Origin of the sequence: Pseudomonas sp. CFSAN084952 (genome assembly GCF_009648855.1) — a bacterium.
Classification (GTDB): domain Bacteria; phylum Pseudomonadota; class Gammaproteobacteria; order Pseudomonadales; family Pseudomonadaceae; genus Aquipseudomonas; species Aquipseudomonas paracarnis.
In genome coordinates, this window is record NZ_CP045767.1 from 2,831,561 (window position 1) to 2,845,602 (window position 14,042).

Annotated in this window: 16 protein-coding genes; 3 read left to right on the forward strand and 13 right to left on the reverse strand. The window is 59.2% G+C overall.

Annotation, left to right across the window (positions count from 1 at the left end; all coding sequences use genetic code 11):
• Positions 1–64 precede the first annotated feature (64 nt).
• Both GH769_RS12595 and GH769_RS12600 read right to left on the reverse strand, forming a co-directional pair.
• Positions 65–1,072 (reverse strand): ABC transporter substrate-binding protein, encoded by a 1,008-nt coding sequence (locus GH769_RS12595; protein ID WP_014718759.1) that lies wholly within the window; start codon positions 1,070–1,072, stop codon positions 65–67.
• 131 nt (positions 1,073–1,203) lie between these two features.
• A complete protein-coding gene (locus tag GH769_RS12600; protein WP_177480886.1) occupies positions 1,204–1,653 on the reverse strand; it encodes a hypothetical protein in 450 nt (149 codons plus the stop codon).
• A gap of 395 nt (positions 1,654–2,048) precedes the next feature.
• On the opposite strand from GH769_RS12600, the gene GH769_RS12605 reads away from it, so the two are divergent.
• The 3 genes from GH769_RS12605 to GH769_RS12615 all read left to right on the forward strand — a co-directional run bounded on the left by GH769_RS12605 (position 2,049) and on the right by GH769_RS12615 (position 2,977).
• Positions 2,049–2,324, forward strand: coding sequence for a hypothetical protein (locus GH769_RS12605; protein ID WP_032872432.1), 276 nt, complete (start codon positions 2,049–2,051; stop codon positions 2,322–2,324).
• A gap of 110 nt (positions 2,325–2,434) precedes the next feature.
• The gene (locus tag GH769_RS12610) at positions 2,435–2,665 is read left to right on the forward strand and encodes a hypothetical protein (RefSeq protein WP_014718762.1); all 231 of its coding nucleotides are present in this window, start codon (positions 2,435–2,437) and stop codon (positions 2,663–2,665) included.
• 69 nt (positions 2,666–2,734) lie between these two features.
• Positions 2,735–2,977 carry a DUF2789 domain-containing protein gene (locus tag GH769_RS12615; protein WP_014718763.1) on the forward strand — a complete coding sequence of 81 codons (243 nt, stop codon included), beginning with the start codon at positions 2,735–2,737 and terminating at the stop codon, positions 2,975–2,977.
• A gap of 1 nt (position 2,978) precedes the next feature.
• Here the strand turns inward: GH769_RS12615 and GH769_RS12620 are convergent, their stop codons facing one another.
• The 11 genes from GH769_RS12620 to iolB all read right to left on the reverse strand — a co-directional run bounded on the left by GH769_RS12620 (position 2,979) and on the right by iolB (position 14,040).
• Entirely contained in the window at positions 2,979–3,182 is a 204-nt protein-coding gene (locus GH769_RS12620) for a hypothetical protein (protein ID WP_014718764.1), read from the reverse strand.
• Positions 3,183–3,340: 158 nt separating this feature from the next.
• A complete protein-coding gene (locus tag GH769_RS12625; protein ID WP_003191666.1) occupies positions 3,341–3,745 on the reverse strand; it encodes a TraR/DksA C4-type zinc finger protein in 405 nt (134 codons plus the stop codon).
• Between the two features lie 412 nt (positions 3,746–4,157).
• Positions 4,158–5,180 carry an ABC transporter permease gene (locus tag GH769_RS12630; protein WP_003191668.1) on the reverse strand — a complete coding sequence of 341 codons (1,023 nt, stop codon included), beginning with the start codon at positions 5,178–5,180 and terminating at the stop codon, positions 4,158–4,160.
• Positions 5,181–5,206: 26 nt separating this feature from the next.
• A complete protein-coding gene (locus tag GH769_RS12635; RefSeq protein WP_014718765.1) occupies positions 5,207–6,760 on the reverse strand; it encodes a sugar ABC transporter ATP-binding protein in 1,554 nt (517 codons plus the stop codon).
• Positions 6,761–6,825: 65 nt separating this feature from the next.
• Positions 6,826–7,761 carry a sugar ABC transporter substrate-binding protein gene (locus tag GH769_RS12640; RefSeq protein WP_014718766.1) on the reverse strand — a complete coding sequence of 312 codons (936 nt, stop codon included), beginning with the start codon at positions 7,759–7,761 and terminating at the stop codon, positions 6,826–6,828.
• 49 nt (positions 7,762–7,810) lie between these two features.
• On the reverse strand, positions 7,811–7,987 hold the full coding sequence (locus GH769_RS28840) for a hypothetical protein (protein ID WP_003191673.1): 177 nt from the start codon (positions 7,985–7,987) through the stop codon (positions 7,811–7,813).
• 126 nt (positions 7,988–8,113) lie between these two features.
• Complete coding sequence (locus tag GH769_RS12645) at positions 8,114–9,142, reverse strand: Gfo/Idh/MocA family oxidoreductase (protein WP_032901667.1); 1,029 nt, start codon at positions 9,140–9,142, stop codon at positions 8,114–8,116.
• 150 nt (positions 9,143–9,292) lie between these two features.
• Positions 9,293–10,303 (reverse strand): Gfo/Idh/MocA family protein, encoded by a 1,011-nt coding sequence (locus GH769_RS12650; RefSeq protein ID WP_019817191.1) that lies wholly within the window; start codon positions 10,301–10,303, stop codon positions 9,293–9,295.
• A gap of 19 nt (positions 10,304–10,322) precedes the next feature.
• Positions 10,323–12,254 carry a 3D-(3,5/4)-trihydroxycyclohexane-1,2-dione acylhydrolase (decyclizing) gene (iolD, locus tag GH769_RS12655; RefSeq protein WP_014718769.1) on the reverse strand — a complete coding sequence of 644 codons (1,932 nt, stop codon included), beginning with the start codon at positions 12,252–12,254 and terminating at the stop codon, positions 10,323–10,325.
• Positions 12,255–12,403: 149 nt separating this feature from the next.
• Entirely contained in the window at positions 12,404–13,225 is an 822-nt protein-coding gene (locus tag GH769_RS12660) for a TIM barrel protein (protein ID WP_014718770.1), read from the reverse strand.
• A 26-nt stretch (positions 13,226–13,251) separates the two neighbouring features.
• On the reverse strand, positions 13,252–14,040 hold the full coding sequence (gene iolB, locus GH769_RS12665; protein ID WP_014718771.1) for a 5-deoxy-glucuronate isomerase: 789 nt from the start codon (positions 14,038–14,040) through the stop codon (positions 13,252–13,254).
• Between the last annotated feature and the right edge of the window lie 2 nt (positions 14,041–14,042).

A 14,042-nucleotide genomic window follows, 5' to 3' on the forward strand; every position in this document is an offset into this window, starting at 1 on the left:
ACTCAGTCATCGCAGGCAAGCCAGCTCCCACATCTTGATCTTCGCTCGATACAAAGACCGCCGGTTACTGGAGGCTCGCCTCGATCTTCTGCGCCACATCTTCCGTCAACCAGGCCTTCCATACCTGCGGATGTTCCTTGAGAAACGCCTGGGCCACCTCCCGAGGCGGCGTGTGGTGCTCGCTCATCGTCGCCAAGGCTTTGTTAAGCGGCTCGATGGGAAACTCGACCTTCTCGAAGAACTGGGCAATCTGTGGATGTTCCTGCTGGAACGGCGTCGACACGCCAATGCTCAGCTTGGAAGCCAATGAGCGTGTCGGCTTCGGGTTCGGGTTGTCGGCGTCAGTCAGGGTCTTCCACGCATCTGCATCAAATGGCGGTTCTTCCAGCTGGATCAATTTATAGCGCCCCATCAACGGGGTCGGCGACCAGTAATAGAACAGCACGGGCTTGCCCCGGCGAATCGACGAGGCAATCTCCGCATCCAGCGCCGCGCCCGACCCGCTGCGGAAGTTCACGTAGCTGTCGTCCAGCCCATAAGCCTTGAGCTTCTGTTTGTTGACCACCTCGGAGGTCCAGCCGATGGGGCTGTTGAGAAAGCGCCCCTTGCCTGGGGACTCCGGGTCTTTGAACACGTCCTTGTAGCGCGCCAGGTCCTGTACGCTTTTCAAATCTGGTGCCAGGGGCTTGAGTCCTTTAGAGGGGTCACCCTTGACCACGTATTCCGGCACCCACCAGCCTTCGGTAGCGCCTTTGACGATATCGCCCAGGCCCGCCACCTTGCCTTCGGCTTGCGCCTTGACCCACACAGGGCTGCGGCCTGCCCACTCCTCGCCGATCACCTGGATATCATTCTTGGCCAGGGCGGTTTCCAGGGTGATGGTGGTGCCAGGCAACGTGTCGGTGGGCAGGTCATAGCCCTTCTCGACGATAAAACGCAGTACTTCTGTGATCAGGCTGCCGCTTTCCCAGTTCAGGTCGGCAAAATGCACCGGCGCCTGGGCGGCCGATACCGGCAATGACAGACTCAGGGTCGTCAGGCCCATCGCCAGCAGTGACTTCAATCCTTTCATGCCTTTGCACCTCGCGTTTTCGCAGTCATGGCGAACGGCTTTGCTGCAAATGCGCGAAGCCTCTGAATAGTTAAGTCAACTCAACTGTAGTAGAGGTTCCAAAAGACAAAGAGGCACAACATGTTCAGCGCCTACTCGCTGGCCTTGAAGGTCACCAGCTCACCCTTGCGCCATTTGGCGGCTTTGCCCGTCACGGCTTTCAGGGTTTTGGTCAACCCTTCTTGCAATTGATCGTGGGCAGCGAATACCAGCATCACGCTGTGGCCTTCCTTGAACACGATACCCTGGCCTTCGTTCGACGACACAAAGGCATAGTCGCCGATGCCGTACACAGTCAACTTGATATCGCGAAACCTCAATTCGAACTTTCCACCTTCACGGCTGGGCAACACCGCCGCGCGAAAATGGTCACCCACTTTGAGTTCCAGACGTGGCTTGTCATCCACGACCAGCGCCGCTTCGGTATCGATTTCGGCGATATAAATACCTTCCGGCGTCTGTTCAGTGACGTAGACAAACCGGGATTGAAACTGCTTGACCAACTTAGCGCGCAAATCACCCAGCACGAATAACGCGTGCATATCCAGATTACTGACTGCCAAGGAAACGCCCCCACATCAAAAAAAGCACTGTCGACAAAGCGAGCAGCACAAAAAAATGGCCGTTACGACACGATACAGAGTCATTAAAAAACTGAAGAGAACTCGTAAGGCTAGTACAAACCTCAACGGCGGACCTCATGCGAAGTCAACCGTGATACAGCAAATCACAGGTTCAAAGACCCGAGAATACGGGTCTGCCGACTTCAGAGAATAACCCAATTAAAAATGCAGTTTTCCGACATCCCAACACAAAAAAACATCTGGGCATGGAACCAGTCACGAACTACCGACGACAATACTAGAACAGCAACCAGGGTGAAAACCACCCGAAACATCGCAGACAAGCTAACCGGATCGATCGACAGGAGCTGAGCATGCAACGACGTCAACACGACGCTACGTCTTTCCACACTCGTTCACCATGTCCCGACGAACAGCAATACTACTGCCTGCTGAACCTGAATGGGTACTCCAATTCAGTGCTTTACCAAGTTGTACCCGCAGGAAAGAACTTTTTTCATATTCTTGAAGTGCCCAGCGGCAAGATCAAGGGGTTTCGCAGCGATCACATCAAAGCCTGCGAACTGGCCAAGTCCCTTGAAGCCAAGCTATACGCCTCAGGCGGCGGAATCGTTTCGTCGCCTGGATGACTTTACCGCGCCACTGCCCCTCAACAACTGCCATACTGGCCTGTCCATGGAAGTTTGCCCCCCGCGGGTCAGGTTTCATCAACGCAGTTACCTTGAAGGGAAAGCCATACGTGACGGAATTTGATATTGGCGAATTTATTATCCACGGCGATGCGAGAGAAGTAGACGGTGAGTTTCAAGCGGTCATCATCATGCGAGCCAAACCACCGCTGAACAAGGTCACCGCGCACCAAGTGGAAAAAGACCGCTGGTTCAAAACCGCCGACGCAGCAGCCGTCGCTGGCAAAGAGGCGGCCAAGGCACTGAAAGCCGCCGTGGATTGCGGCGCGCTCAATTCCTGACAATCCGATAGAACTCTGGCGTCCCCCAAGCCCTCACATGCATGACGATAAACCCGCATGGAGAACGTTATGGACACCACGACCCCAACCCTTGAAACCCTGTTCGAACAACTGGGCCTGGATTCCAGCCAGGAAGCCATCGAACGTTTCACCGCCGAACATCGCCTGCCCGATGAGGTAAAACTCATCGACGCGCCATTCTGGAGCGAACAGCAGGCGAACTTCCTCAGGGAACAATTGCACGTCGACGCAGAGTGGGCGCCCGCAGTGGATGACCTCAATGCGCTGCTGCATGAACGTCCCCACGGTTGATTCAATGCAGGCTGTCTGACTCTTCACTGCGTAAAAGCGCTTGCCAGGCAGCCTGGCATTCCTGCGCCTCGTCCCGGCTGGCGAACGCGGTGCCGCGTTGCTCACCGTTGAGCAACACCACCCAGCAGGCGCGCTGGCCCAGGGCACGAAGGGTTTCAGGCACGCCACTGCCGATCATCACGGCCACATCGACTTTGTTTTGCATGGAGCTTCTCCGCAGCATTAGTTAGCTGGCTAACAATGTTGGCCATGCTACGGTTTTATTCCAGTTGGAAAAAGCTATCTGCGGAATAGCTTCATTGCATAAACAGCAACAATGTAGAGACGGGGACGGCCAGCTCGAGTGCCGCCCCATTCATCAGATCAAGCTTGACGCTGGTGCTTGTCGATCTGCTCGTGGCGCTCTTGCGCTTCGATGCAGTACTTGGTGGTGGGGCTGATCAGCAGGCGCTTGAGGCCGATAGGCTCGCCGCTGTCGTCACACCAGCCAAAGGAATCTTCCTTGATGCGTTCCAGGGCACGCTCAAGTTGCGGCAGCATGCGCTGGTCGCGGTCAATGGCGTTCACCAGCCAGGTGCGCTCTTCTTCGACAGAAGCCGCGTCAGCCGGGTCGGCCGGGGTGTCCAGGCTTTCAATGGCGATACGGTTCTGCTCAATGCGCTCGTGGTGTTCCACTTTCATGTCTTGCAGCAACTTCTCGAAAAAAGCGTGCTGTTCGGCATTCATGTAGTCATCCGCCGGCATGGCCAGCAACTTTTCCTTTGTCATTGATTTCTCTATAAAAAATACGTGCATTAAGGCGAATAAGGGAGCGTTCCGCAAGGCCTGTGCAGGTCTCGGAAGGGCGCCGTCCATTTCAAGCGCCACCCGGCACTCAATTTACGAGGGGCGGCAGTCTAAGGCCGACTTGAGGGCGCAGCAACTGAAAAGACAGGCATTTTTTCCCGATTAACCCCCAAAGGCACCAGGACGGGCTTGGCGAATGGTCATCGGAGTGCGTTTATAGCAAGAAATTCAGTGTTGTGGAGCTATATAGAAGACAAACGGTTGAAAGTGCCTCATCCCCTGTAGGAGCGAGCTTGCTGTGGCGAGGGAGCTTGCTCCCGCCGACTGCGCAGCAGTCTCCGGTTTTATTGGGGGTGCTTCGCCCCACGCAAGCTCGCTCCTACAAGGGCAGTACTCAGCGCTTGAGCTTGCGCTTGTTACGGTATTGGTCGATCACCACCGCCACCACAATGATCAGGCCCTTGATGATGTCCTGGATATACGCATCCACCCCGACAAAGGTAAACCCGCTGGCCATCACCCCGAGGATCAACGCGCCGATCACCGTGCCGGTGATGCGCCCTACTCCACCGGCCAGGCTGGTACCGCCGATCACTGCGGCGGCAATCGCGTCCAGCTCGTAGGACATGCCCATGCCGGCTTGCCCCGTCGCTGCACGTGCCGAGGCAACCACACCGGCCAGGCCCGCCAGGAGACCGGCGATGCTATAGACGATGATCAAGTGACGCTTGACGTTGATCCCCGAAGTGCGCGCCGCTTGCATGTTGCCGCCGATGGCATAGGTGTACTTGCCATACTTGGTGTAACGCAGGGCAATGTGGAAGATCACCGCCACCACCAGGAAGATAATCACCGGCATCGCGCCATGGCCGATCGCCGTGTAGGAGTCCGAGAGCATGCTCACCGGCTGACCTTCGGTGTAATAGCGCGCCAGGCCACGGGCCGAGACCATCATGCCCAGGGTTGCGATAAACGGCGGAATGCCGGTGACCGCAATAATGCTCCCGTTGATCGCGCCCGCTAAAAGCCCCACGCCCAAGCCCATCGCCACCGGGATCCACACCGGCAAATCGGTGAGGGACGGAAATACCGCCCGGGAAAAGTCGGAGGTCTGCGCCAGGCTGGCGGCGATCATCGCTGACAAGGCCAGCACCGAGCCGGACGACAAATCGATGCCCGTGGTAATGATCACCTGGGTCACACCGATGGCCAGCAGGCCGATGATCGACACCTGCAGGATCATCAGCACCAGACGCTGGGAGTTCATTAGAAAGCTCTGGTCGCGCACGATCCAGCCAAACAGTTCAAACACCAGGCCGATACCGATCAGCACCAGGAAGATACTCAGCTCGGTGGGCATGCGTCGACGGTTCTTGACCGGTGCGGTTGCCGGCTTGTTGTCTGTTATTGCGTTCATAACCCATCACCTTCTTATTCTGTAGATCAGTGGACTGCGGTCATCCCGGAAGCCAACTGCATGACTTTTTCCTGGGTCGCCTCGGCGCGATCCAGGGTGCCCATCAGTTCACCTTCGTGCATTACCATCACCCGGTCGCTCATGCCGAGCACTTCGGGCAGTTCGGAAGAAATCATGATCACCGCCATGCCCTCGCTGGCGAGGAAGGCGATCAAGCGATAGATCTCAGCCTTGGCGCCCACATCGATACCACGCGTCGGCTCATCGAGGATCAGCAAGCGTGGGTTGGTCATCAGCCAGCGCGCCAGCAAGGCCTTTTGCTGGTTGCCACCGGACAAGGTGTCGATGCATTGCTCCAGGGACGGGGTTTTCACCCGCAGCTTCTTGCACATGTCTTCACACAGGGCACGCAAGGCCTTCTGCTGGATAAAACCGTTGCCCGAATAGTGCGGCAGCACCGCCATCTCCATGTTCTCCAGCACCGACAAGCACGGGAACAGGCCGCTGAGCTTGCGGTCCTCGGTCAACAGCGCAAAGCCTTTCTCAATGGCCATATGCGGGTCGGTAATGCGCACCGCCTTGCCGTCCAGGGTGATTTGCCCGCTGGAACTTGGAGTGATACCAAAAATGGTTTCCGCCACATTGGTGCGCCCGGAGCCCATCAGCCCGGCGATCCCGAGGATCTCCCCGGCGTGCAGGTCGAACGATACGTCCTTGAATACGCCGTCCAGGCTCAGGTCGCGCACCGACAGTAACAGCTCGCCAATAGGCGTTTCGCGCACCGGAAACAGCTGGCTCAGTTCACGCCCGACCATCATCGAGATGAGGCTGTCGCTGTTCATGCTGTCGGCCCGTTGCAAGCCGATGTATTGGCCGTCGCGGAACACCGCCACTTCATCGGCGATGGCGAACACTTCGTTCATCTTGTGGGTGATATAGACGATGCCTTTGCCCTGGGACTTGAGGTCGGCAATGATCGAAAACAGGTGGGCCACTTCCTTATCGGTAATGGCCGAGGTGGGTTCATCCATGATCAGGATGTCGGAGTCGTAGGACACTGCCTTGGCAATCTCGACCATCTGCCGTTCGGCAATGCTCAGGTTGCCGACCTGTTCTTCCGGGTCGAGGTTGATGCGCAGGCGCGCCAGCAACTCGGCGGTGCAACGGTGCATTTCGCGGTGGTTGACCATGTGCAGGCTGTTGAGCTGTTCGCGGCCGATCCAGATGTTCTCGGCGATGCTCATATGGGGCATCAGGTTGAGTTCCTGGTGGATCATCGCGATCCCGGCCTTTTGCGCGGCCAGCGGCGTTTCAAAGGTGATCGGCTTGCCACGCAGGCGAATCTCGCCGGCGTCGGGCTGGTAGATGCCGGCAATGATCTTCATCAGCGTCGACTTACCCGCGCCGTTCTCGCCCATCAACGCCAGCACCGTGCCGGGGCGCACCCGCAGTTGCACATCGTCCAGGGCCACGACACCGGGAAAGCCTTTGCTGATGTTGAGGATTTCCAGCAGGTAGGGTTCGTCCAGCGCCAGCGCCGGTTGAGCGGCGGGCTGCGACGTGGCGGCTTGAGCAAGCATAGGGAGGTACTCCATCTGCAGGACGGCCGTAACCGCCCTGCCGGCTTATTGTTGTGGTGTCAGGGCTACTTGAAGTCTTTGACGTTGTCCGGGGTGATCAACTGGAACGGGATCACCACGTTCTGCTCGACCGGCTCGTTCTTGGCCATCTTGCGCGCCGCCTCTACCGAACCCACCGCCTGGCCTTTGGCATCCTGAAACGCCGACACGGTCATGTCGCCTTTGGTGATCGCGTTCAAGCCATCGGGCGTGCCGTCGACACCGGCAATCAACACGCTGCCTTTTTCCTTGCCGGCCGATCTCAGGGCCATGGACGCACCGATCGCCATCTCATCGTTGTTGGCCAGCACCGCATTGAACTCCCGGCCCTGGGTCAGCCAGTCGTTGACCAGGGTCATGCCCCTATCACGCAACCAAATGCCGGTTTGCTCCTGCTCGATCTTGATGTCCGGGTACTTGGCCAGCACTTCCTTCACGCCCTTGGTGCGGTTGGTGGTGGAGTTGTTCGCCAGGTCGCCCAAAAGAATCACGATCTTGCCCTTGCCGCCGAGCTTTTCGGCGATGTACTGCATTTGCAGGCGGCCGGCCTCGACGTCATCGGAGGTCACGGCCACCACGTCCTTGGGCAAGTCTTTCTGGTCAGGACGGCGGTTGACGAACACCAGCGGGATACCCGCCTTGGTGGCGGCACTGATGATGTTCTTGGTCGACGCGGTATCGACCGGGTTGACGATAATCGCGTCGACCTTCTGGCTGATGAAGTTCTCGACCTGGCTCAACTGCTTGACTACATCGGCGCGGGCATCTTCGAACTGCAGTTGCACGCCATCGCCTTTTGGATAGGACTTGGCTTGCTTGTCCATGTCCTCGCGCAGGTAAGTGAGGAAGGTGTCATCGAACGCGGACATCGTCACGCCCACCTTGAGGTCGGCGGCGCCGGCAACGCCACTGGCCAGCAGCATGGACAGGGCCAGGGCGGTAAAACGGATCGGGGTCTTCATGAACGGTCTGTCTCCACTTTCTTGTTGGTTTTTTTCGACGTTGCGTTGATCAGGACTCGGCTGTCAGTCGCACCACCGGCGCGCCAGGAATGCAGCACACCAGCGCGCCCTGGTTTTCGACGCACAGCACATTCAGGAAGGAGAAGTAGAACGGCCGGGCGCGGGGCAGTCCGCGTGGCGCTTGGAGGGGGCGTAAAACTCGCAGTACAGCGTTGAAGATTTTCATCTGACGGTACCTGGTTGTTTTTGATCTTGTTTTTGTTGAGTCGCCCGTAGGTTCCGGGACGTACTTTATGCAACCTGGAAAAGACTGTATTAGAAAATAATTTCCATATCAACTTGTTTTAGAATTTTATTCTATTTTTGTCGAGACCACCTGCTGGCGCTCAGCGCTCAACCGTGCGGCATCCAATATACGGGTGGTTTCCAGGGCGTCATAGGCGTTGACCGGCAGCGGCCCCTGCCCCACCACGGCCGCTTGCAACTGCCGATAGAATTGGGGCCAGCAGCCCTTCTCCGACGGCACCCGCTCACGCTCCGACCCTTGTTCGAACCAGCCCCAGCGTCGGTGCTCCTCAGCGCCCCAGTGGTCACCTTCGGTTTTCGGCGACTTGCCGGCCAGCAGCACTTCTTCTTGGCCGTCCAGGCCGTCGATGGTGTAGCAACCCAGGCTGCCACTGACGCGAAATCGCGGCGCCTGGCTGTTCTGCAACGCGTTGCCCCACAGGTGCGATATCACGCCGTTGGCATGAGTGAGGGAGACAAAGAAGCCGTGGTCCACGGTGGGATGTTCTGGTGTGTAGTGCAATTGGGCGAACACCCGCTCCACCGGTCCGAACAGTTGCAACGCCTGGTCCACCAGATGGCTGCCCAGGTCGCGCAGCCATCCTCCACCGCTGGCATTGCCCACAGCTTGCGGGCTGTAGCGCTCCACGCGGGATTCAAAGCGGGTGATGGTGCCCAAGGCGCCAGCGTCGATCAGTTTGCGCAGGGTCAGGTAATCCGAATCCCAGCGCCGATTCTGATAAACACTGAGCAACGAGCCCTGACGCTCGGCAGCGGTAATCAGGGCCTGGGCTTGTTCTGCGTTGGCGGCAAAGGGCTTGTCGCTGACCACCGCCACCCCGTGCTCGATGGCTTCCAGCACCAAGGCCGGGCGACCTTTGAGGGTGGTGGAAATCACCAGGGCATCGACGCCGGCTTCGACGATCTGGCCGATGGAGTCGAAGGCTTTGACACCTGGAAGATCAGTACTCAATTGCTGGCGACGTTCGGGTGAACGCGTCACCACGCCGACAAAGGTGGCGCCAGGCAGGGTGGCGATCAGCGGCGCATGAAAAAAGCGCCCACCGTGGCCGTAGCCCACTAGTCCGATTCGCATGCTCAACTCCAGAATTGATTTGGGAACCCAAGCAACTGTGGGAGCTGGCTTGCCTGCGATAGCAGTGTGTCAGGCACTGAATCTGCCACTGATAGACCGCTATCGCAGGCAAGCCAGCTCCCACAGTGTTAACCACATTTCTTCAGTGAGTTAGCCGTAGAAGTGTGGGCGATCTGGCAGGCTGACTTTCACAATCTGCCCACTGCCCTGGGCTTCAATACACGCATCTGCCGCCACCGCCGCCGCAAACCCATCCCAGGCCGACGGCCCGCCGACCTGCCCGGCCAGCACGCTGTCGATAAATGCCTGCAACTCCACGTCATAGGCACCGATAAACCTATCCTTCCAATCCATCAGGATCGCGTTGGACAGCTTCGCGTCGCTGCGCAGTTGCACCTGAGATGGCTCCGGCAACTTGGCGATACCGCTCTCCCCCACCACCTCACACTGGATGTCGTAGCCGTATTGGCAGTTCACAAACACTTCCACGTCGATACGCGTGCCTTTGGCAGTTTCCAGCAGCACGATCTGCGGGTCGCGCAGGTGCGCCAGCGCCTTGCTGGTCTTGCGCGGGAACACCACCTGCACGGACACGTAGTCGTCGTTGAGCAGCCAACGCAGCACGTCCAGCTCATGGATCAGGGTGTCGGTGATCGCCATGCCGGTGTTGTAGTTCTCGCCCACCGTGGGGTTACGGTGCGCGCAGTGCAGCATTAACGGCTCGCCAATCTGGCCGCTGTCGATCACCGCCTTGAGGGCGCGGTAGCCTTGATCATAAGGGCGCATGAAGCCCACCTGGACCAGACGCTTACCGTGTGCTACTTCGGCCTCGACAATGTTGCGGCAGCCCTCGGCCGTCACCGCCAGGGGTTTCTCACAGAACACCGGTTTGCCGGCGGCGATGGCGGCCAGTACGAACTCTTCGTGGCTGGGGCCCCACGAGGTCACGAGGATCGCTTCGACCTCCGGCGAATTGATCAACGCATGGCCGTCCGGGTACACCTCGGCGTCCAGCTTTAAATCCGCCACCACCTGGGCCGCCTGCTCAAGGTTGATGTCGGTGACGGCCACCACCTGGCTGTTGAGCAAGGCCTGGCTGCAACGACGAATATGGTCCCGGCCAATGGCGCCCGTACCAATCACTCCAAGTTTCAAAGACATGCAAACACTCCTCTTGTTGTTAGTACTGCCGGGCCTTGGCCAGGTGTTCATTGAGTTTTTTTGCCGCTGCATTCGTGCGTTCACTGGTGGACACTTGCGCCACACCCACCCGCCACCACGACAGGTAGCCGTGGATCATGGTCTTGGGCAGCACCTTGATATCGATCAGGGTCGAGACGGTTTGCGTGCGCGCATCGGCCAGGGCCGCTTCCAGCTGCTCTACCGTGCTGACCTTGTAGGTCTTGCAGCCATAGGCCGCCGCACTCATGGCGAAATCCACCGGCACCAGGCCGCCGTCGAGCTTGCCGCTCTCGGGGTTACGAAAGCGGAACTCGGTACCGAAGCTGTCCATGCCGTTGCCGATCTGCAGGTTGTTGATGCATCCGAACGCCATGTTGTCCAACAGCACCACGTTGATCTTGCGGCGCTCCTGGATCGAGGTGGCCAGCTCCGAGTGCAGCATCATGTAGGAGCCATCGCCAACCAGGGCGTACACCTCCTTGCTTGGCTCGGCCAGCTTCACGCCCAGGGCAGCGTTGATCTCGTAGCCCATGCATGAATAGCCATACTCGACGTGGTAGGTGTTGACGCCCTTGCTGCGCCAGGCACGCTGCAAATCGCCGGGCAGGCTGCCGGCGGCAGCCACGATGATTGCGTCATCGGCCAGGCGTGCATTGAGCACGCCGAGCACCGCGCTTTGGGTCAGGCACGAACCGGTCAGCTCGATGAATTCCCGCAGGACGGCACGGTCCAGGTGGTCGTCGACTTCGGGGACAAACTCATCGCCCTGGTAGTGCACCTGATGCACGCGGTCCACTTCGGCGTCGAGTTGCGCCTTCGCGTCAGCGACCTGTCCGCCCCAGCCCGAACGGTAATCGCCCAGGGCATCGGCCAGTGCTTCAAGCGCAACTTTCGCATCGGCCAGCACTTGCACACCGTCCAGCTTCAACGCATCGCAGGGGCTGATATTGAGGTTGAGAAACTTCACCTCAGGGTGCTTGAACAGCGATTTTGACGAGGTGGTGAAGTCGGTATAACGAGTGCCGATGCCAATAATCAGGTCGGCCTCAGGCGCCAGCAGGTTAGCCGCCAGGCAGCCGGTTTCGCCGATGCCGCCGACGTTCAACGGATGGCTGGAAACCACGACGCTCTTGCCCGCCTGAGTTTCCGCGAAAGGAATATCGAAACGCTCGGCAAAGGCTTGCAGTGCCTGGTTGGCGCCGGAGTACTTGACCCCGCCGCCGCAAATGATCAGCGGCTTGCGCTTGCCGCGAAACGCAGCCAGCGCGTCACCGATCATGGCGCTGGTGGCCGGGCGTCGGTCGATGCGGTGCACGCGTTTTTGCAGGAAATAGTCGGGGTAGTCCCAGGCTTCGGCTTGTACATCCTGGGGCAAGGCCAGGGTCACCGCGCCGGTTTCAGCCGGGTCGGTCAGCACGCGCATGGCATGGATCGCCGCGGTCATCAGTTGCTCCGGGCGGTTGATGCGGTCCCAGTATTTGCTTACGGAGCGGAAGGCGTCGTTGGTACTGATGCTCAGGTCGTGGAATTGCTCGATCTGCTGCAACACCGGGTCGGGCTGGCGGCTGGCATAGACATCACCGGGCAGCAACAGCAACGGGATGCGGTTAGCGGTGGCGGTGGCTGCGGCGGTGAGCATATTGGCCGCGCCCGGCCCGACCGAGGCCGTGCATGCATAGATCTTGCGGCGCAGGTGCTGCTTGGCAAACCCGATGGCGGCATGGGCCATGCCTTGTTCGTTGCGGCCCTGGTGCACCACCAAGTCGCCGCTGTCCTGCTCCAGGGCCTGGCCGAGGCCCAACACATTGCCATGCCCGAAAATAGTGAATACCCCGGCGACGAACTTACTCTGTACGCCATCGACCTCGATGTATTGATTATCCAGAAACTTCACCAGGGCCTGGGCCATGGTCAATCTTGTTGTGGTCATCACTTGCACCTTGTGTGACTGCAATTGAAGTGTTCAACACCGATCCACTGTGGGAGCTGGCTTGCCTGCGATAGCGGTCTATCAGTTGCACATGTATTGCTTGACACACCGCTATCGCAGGCAAGCCAGCTCCCATATTTTTGATCGCGTTATGGCAAGGGCTTTTGCAAATACGCCATGCTGCTGCCCAATGCCTGCCGGATATCCGCCAACCCATGCACGCTTTCGGCAAACGGCTCAAACGACAAATAGCCGCTGTAGCCAGTGCTGAGCAAGGTGTCGATCTGCGCCGCATTCCCGAGGATATCGTCCTCGCCCACCAGCACGCGGTGGCCGTCGCGGATCGAGTCGAGCGGCGCCTCGCGGTCTTCCACCCCGGAGATATGCACCAGCCCGGTCAGCTCCGGGAAGAACTCATGCTCGCCGGCCAGGTGATGGTGAAAGGTGTCGTGCACCACACGAAACACATCCAGGCCACCGATGGCCTTGATGGCATCCACTGCCACGCGCTTGCGGCGCAGGGCGGATACGGTGAAGCCCAGAGGCTCGATGAAACCCAGAATCCCGTACTCGCGCAGGATCAACGCCAGCTCGCTCAACGCCGTGCGCAAACCGGCGGCGCGCTGCGCGTCGTTGCGCGTATCACCAGGCTGATTGAACGGGCACATCACCAGGCCCTGGGCCCCGCACTCACGGGCATAGGTGGCCAGTTCGATTGCCTGGGCACGGCGTTCGTCGTTCCACACATCAAAGGGGTACAGCGCGTTGATCGACAACACCTTGATGCCCTGCGCGGCGCACAACTCACGCACGCGGCTGGCGGACATGCCGTATTCGATCTCGCGGTTCTTGAGGTCGTTGCGGATCTCGATGGCATCGCACTGAAGGGCTTTGGCCAACTGGATAAAATCCGCCAGGGGCAAATCAGGCGCGACCATACGGTTAAGGGCAAAACGTAGCGGCGACTTCATTGTTGTTGTTCTCCGTCCAAAACCGTTTAAAGGTCCAGCAGCCAGCTGTGCTGCGGGTCGTTATGGAAATGCCAGGCGCGCTTGGGGCCGGCCATGACGTTGAGGTAATAAGACTCGTAGCCATACGGCACGCTGACCGGGTGATACCCCTTGGGCACCACCACCAGGTCGCTGTTTTCCACGGCCATGGCCTGGTCGATGCTGCGATCATCCGTGTACACACGCTGGAACACGAAGCCCTGAGGCGGATTGACCTGGTGGTAGTAGGTCTCTTCCAGAAAGCTCTGGTGCGGCAGGTCGTCGGTGTCGTGCTTGTGCGGCGGGTAGCTGGAGGAATGCCCCGACGGCGTACGCACTTCCACCACCAGCAGCGAATGGGCCGGCTCGCTGTCAGGCAAGATGTCGCACACGTAACGGGTATTGGCGCCTTTGCCGCGCACACTGCGCTTGCACTGCTCGGGGCGGATCAAGCGCGGGGCAAAACCCGTAGCACCCGGCGCGGCGCAGACGGCAATCTGCACATCGTTCAGGGCCGTGACTCGGGCGTCAGTGCCCGGCGGCAAATAGGCGGCGAACGGTGACTTGTCTTCGAACACCGACTGGCGATCCCCCAGGTTCTGCCAATTAAAGCCCTCGCCTTCAATATTCACCCGACCGCTGAGCAGCACCAGGCACAGTTCCTGATCGCCCGCACTGACCGGCAGGGTTTCGCCCAGGCTCAGGCGGTAGGCGGCAAAGCCCACGTATTCCAGGCGCCCGGCTTCCAGCGCCACCATGGTTTGCCCGCGTTTGCTGCTTTTGACCAACAAGCTCATCA

Excerpts from the sequence above, each read along its gene's own strand:
- GH769_RS12620 (WP_014718764.1), bottom strand. The coding sequence starts at position 3,182 with ATGCAAAACAAAGTCGATGTGGCCGTGATGATCGGCAGTGGCGTGCCT.
- GH769_RS12605 (WP_032872432.1), top strand. The coding sequence starts at position 2,049 with ATGCAACGACGTCAACACGACGCTACGTCTTTCCACACTCGTTCACCA.
- GH769_RS12650 (WP_019817191.1), bottom strand. The coding sequence starts at position 10,303 with ATGTCTTTGAAACTTGGAGTGATTGGTACGGGCGCCATTGGCCGGGAC.
- GH769_RS12595 (WP_014718759.1), bottom strand. The coding sequence starts at position 1,072 with ATGAAAGGATTGAAGTCACTGCTGGCGATGGGCCTGACGACCCTGAGT.
- iolD (WP_014718769.1), bottom strand. The coding sequence starts at position 12,254 with ATGACCACAACAAGATTGACCATGGCCCAGGCCCTGGTGAAGTTTCTG.
- GH769_RS12640 (WP_014718766.1), bottom strand. The coding sequence starts at position 7,761 with ATGAAGACCCCGATCCGTTTTACCGCCCTGGCCCTGTCCATGCTGCTG.
- GH769_RS12625 (WP_003191666.1), bottom strand. The coding sequence starts at position 3,745 with ATGACAAAGGAAAAGTTGCTGGCCATGCCGGCGGATGACTACATGAAT.
- iolB (WP_014718771.1), bottom strand. The coding sequence starts at position 14,040 with ATGAGCTTGTTGGTCAAAAGCAGCAAACGCGGGCAAACCATGGTGGCG.
- GH769_RS12630 (WP_003191668.1), bottom strand. The coding sequence starts at position 5,180 with ATGAACGCAATAACAGACAACAAGCCGGCAACCGCACCGGTCAAGAAC.
- GH769_RS12600 (WP_177480886.1), bottom strand. The coding sequence starts at position 1,653 with ATGCACGCGTTATTCGTGCTGGGTGATTTGCGCGCTAAGTTGGTCAAG.
- GH769_RS12615 (WP_014718763.1), top strand. The coding sequence starts at position 2,735 with ATGGACACCACGACCCCAACCCTTGAAACCCTGTTCGAACAACTGGGC.
- GH769_RS28840 (WP_003191673.1), bottom strand. The coding sequence starts at position 7,987 with ATGAAAATCTTCAACGCTGTACTGCGAGTTTTACGCCCCCTCCAAGCG.
- GH769_RS12635 (WP_014718765.1), bottom strand. The coding sequence starts at position 6,760 with ATGCTTGCTCAAGCCGCCACGTCGCAGCCCGCCGCTCAACCGGCGCTG.
- GH769_RS12660 (WP_014718770.1), bottom strand. The coding sequence starts at position 13,225 with ATGAAGTCGCCGCTACGTTTTGCCCTTAACCGTATGGTCGCGCCTGAT.
- GH769_RS12645 (WP_032901667.1), bottom strand. The coding sequence starts at position 9,142 with ATGCGAATCGGACTAGTGGGCTACGGCCACGGTGGGCGCTTTTTTCAT.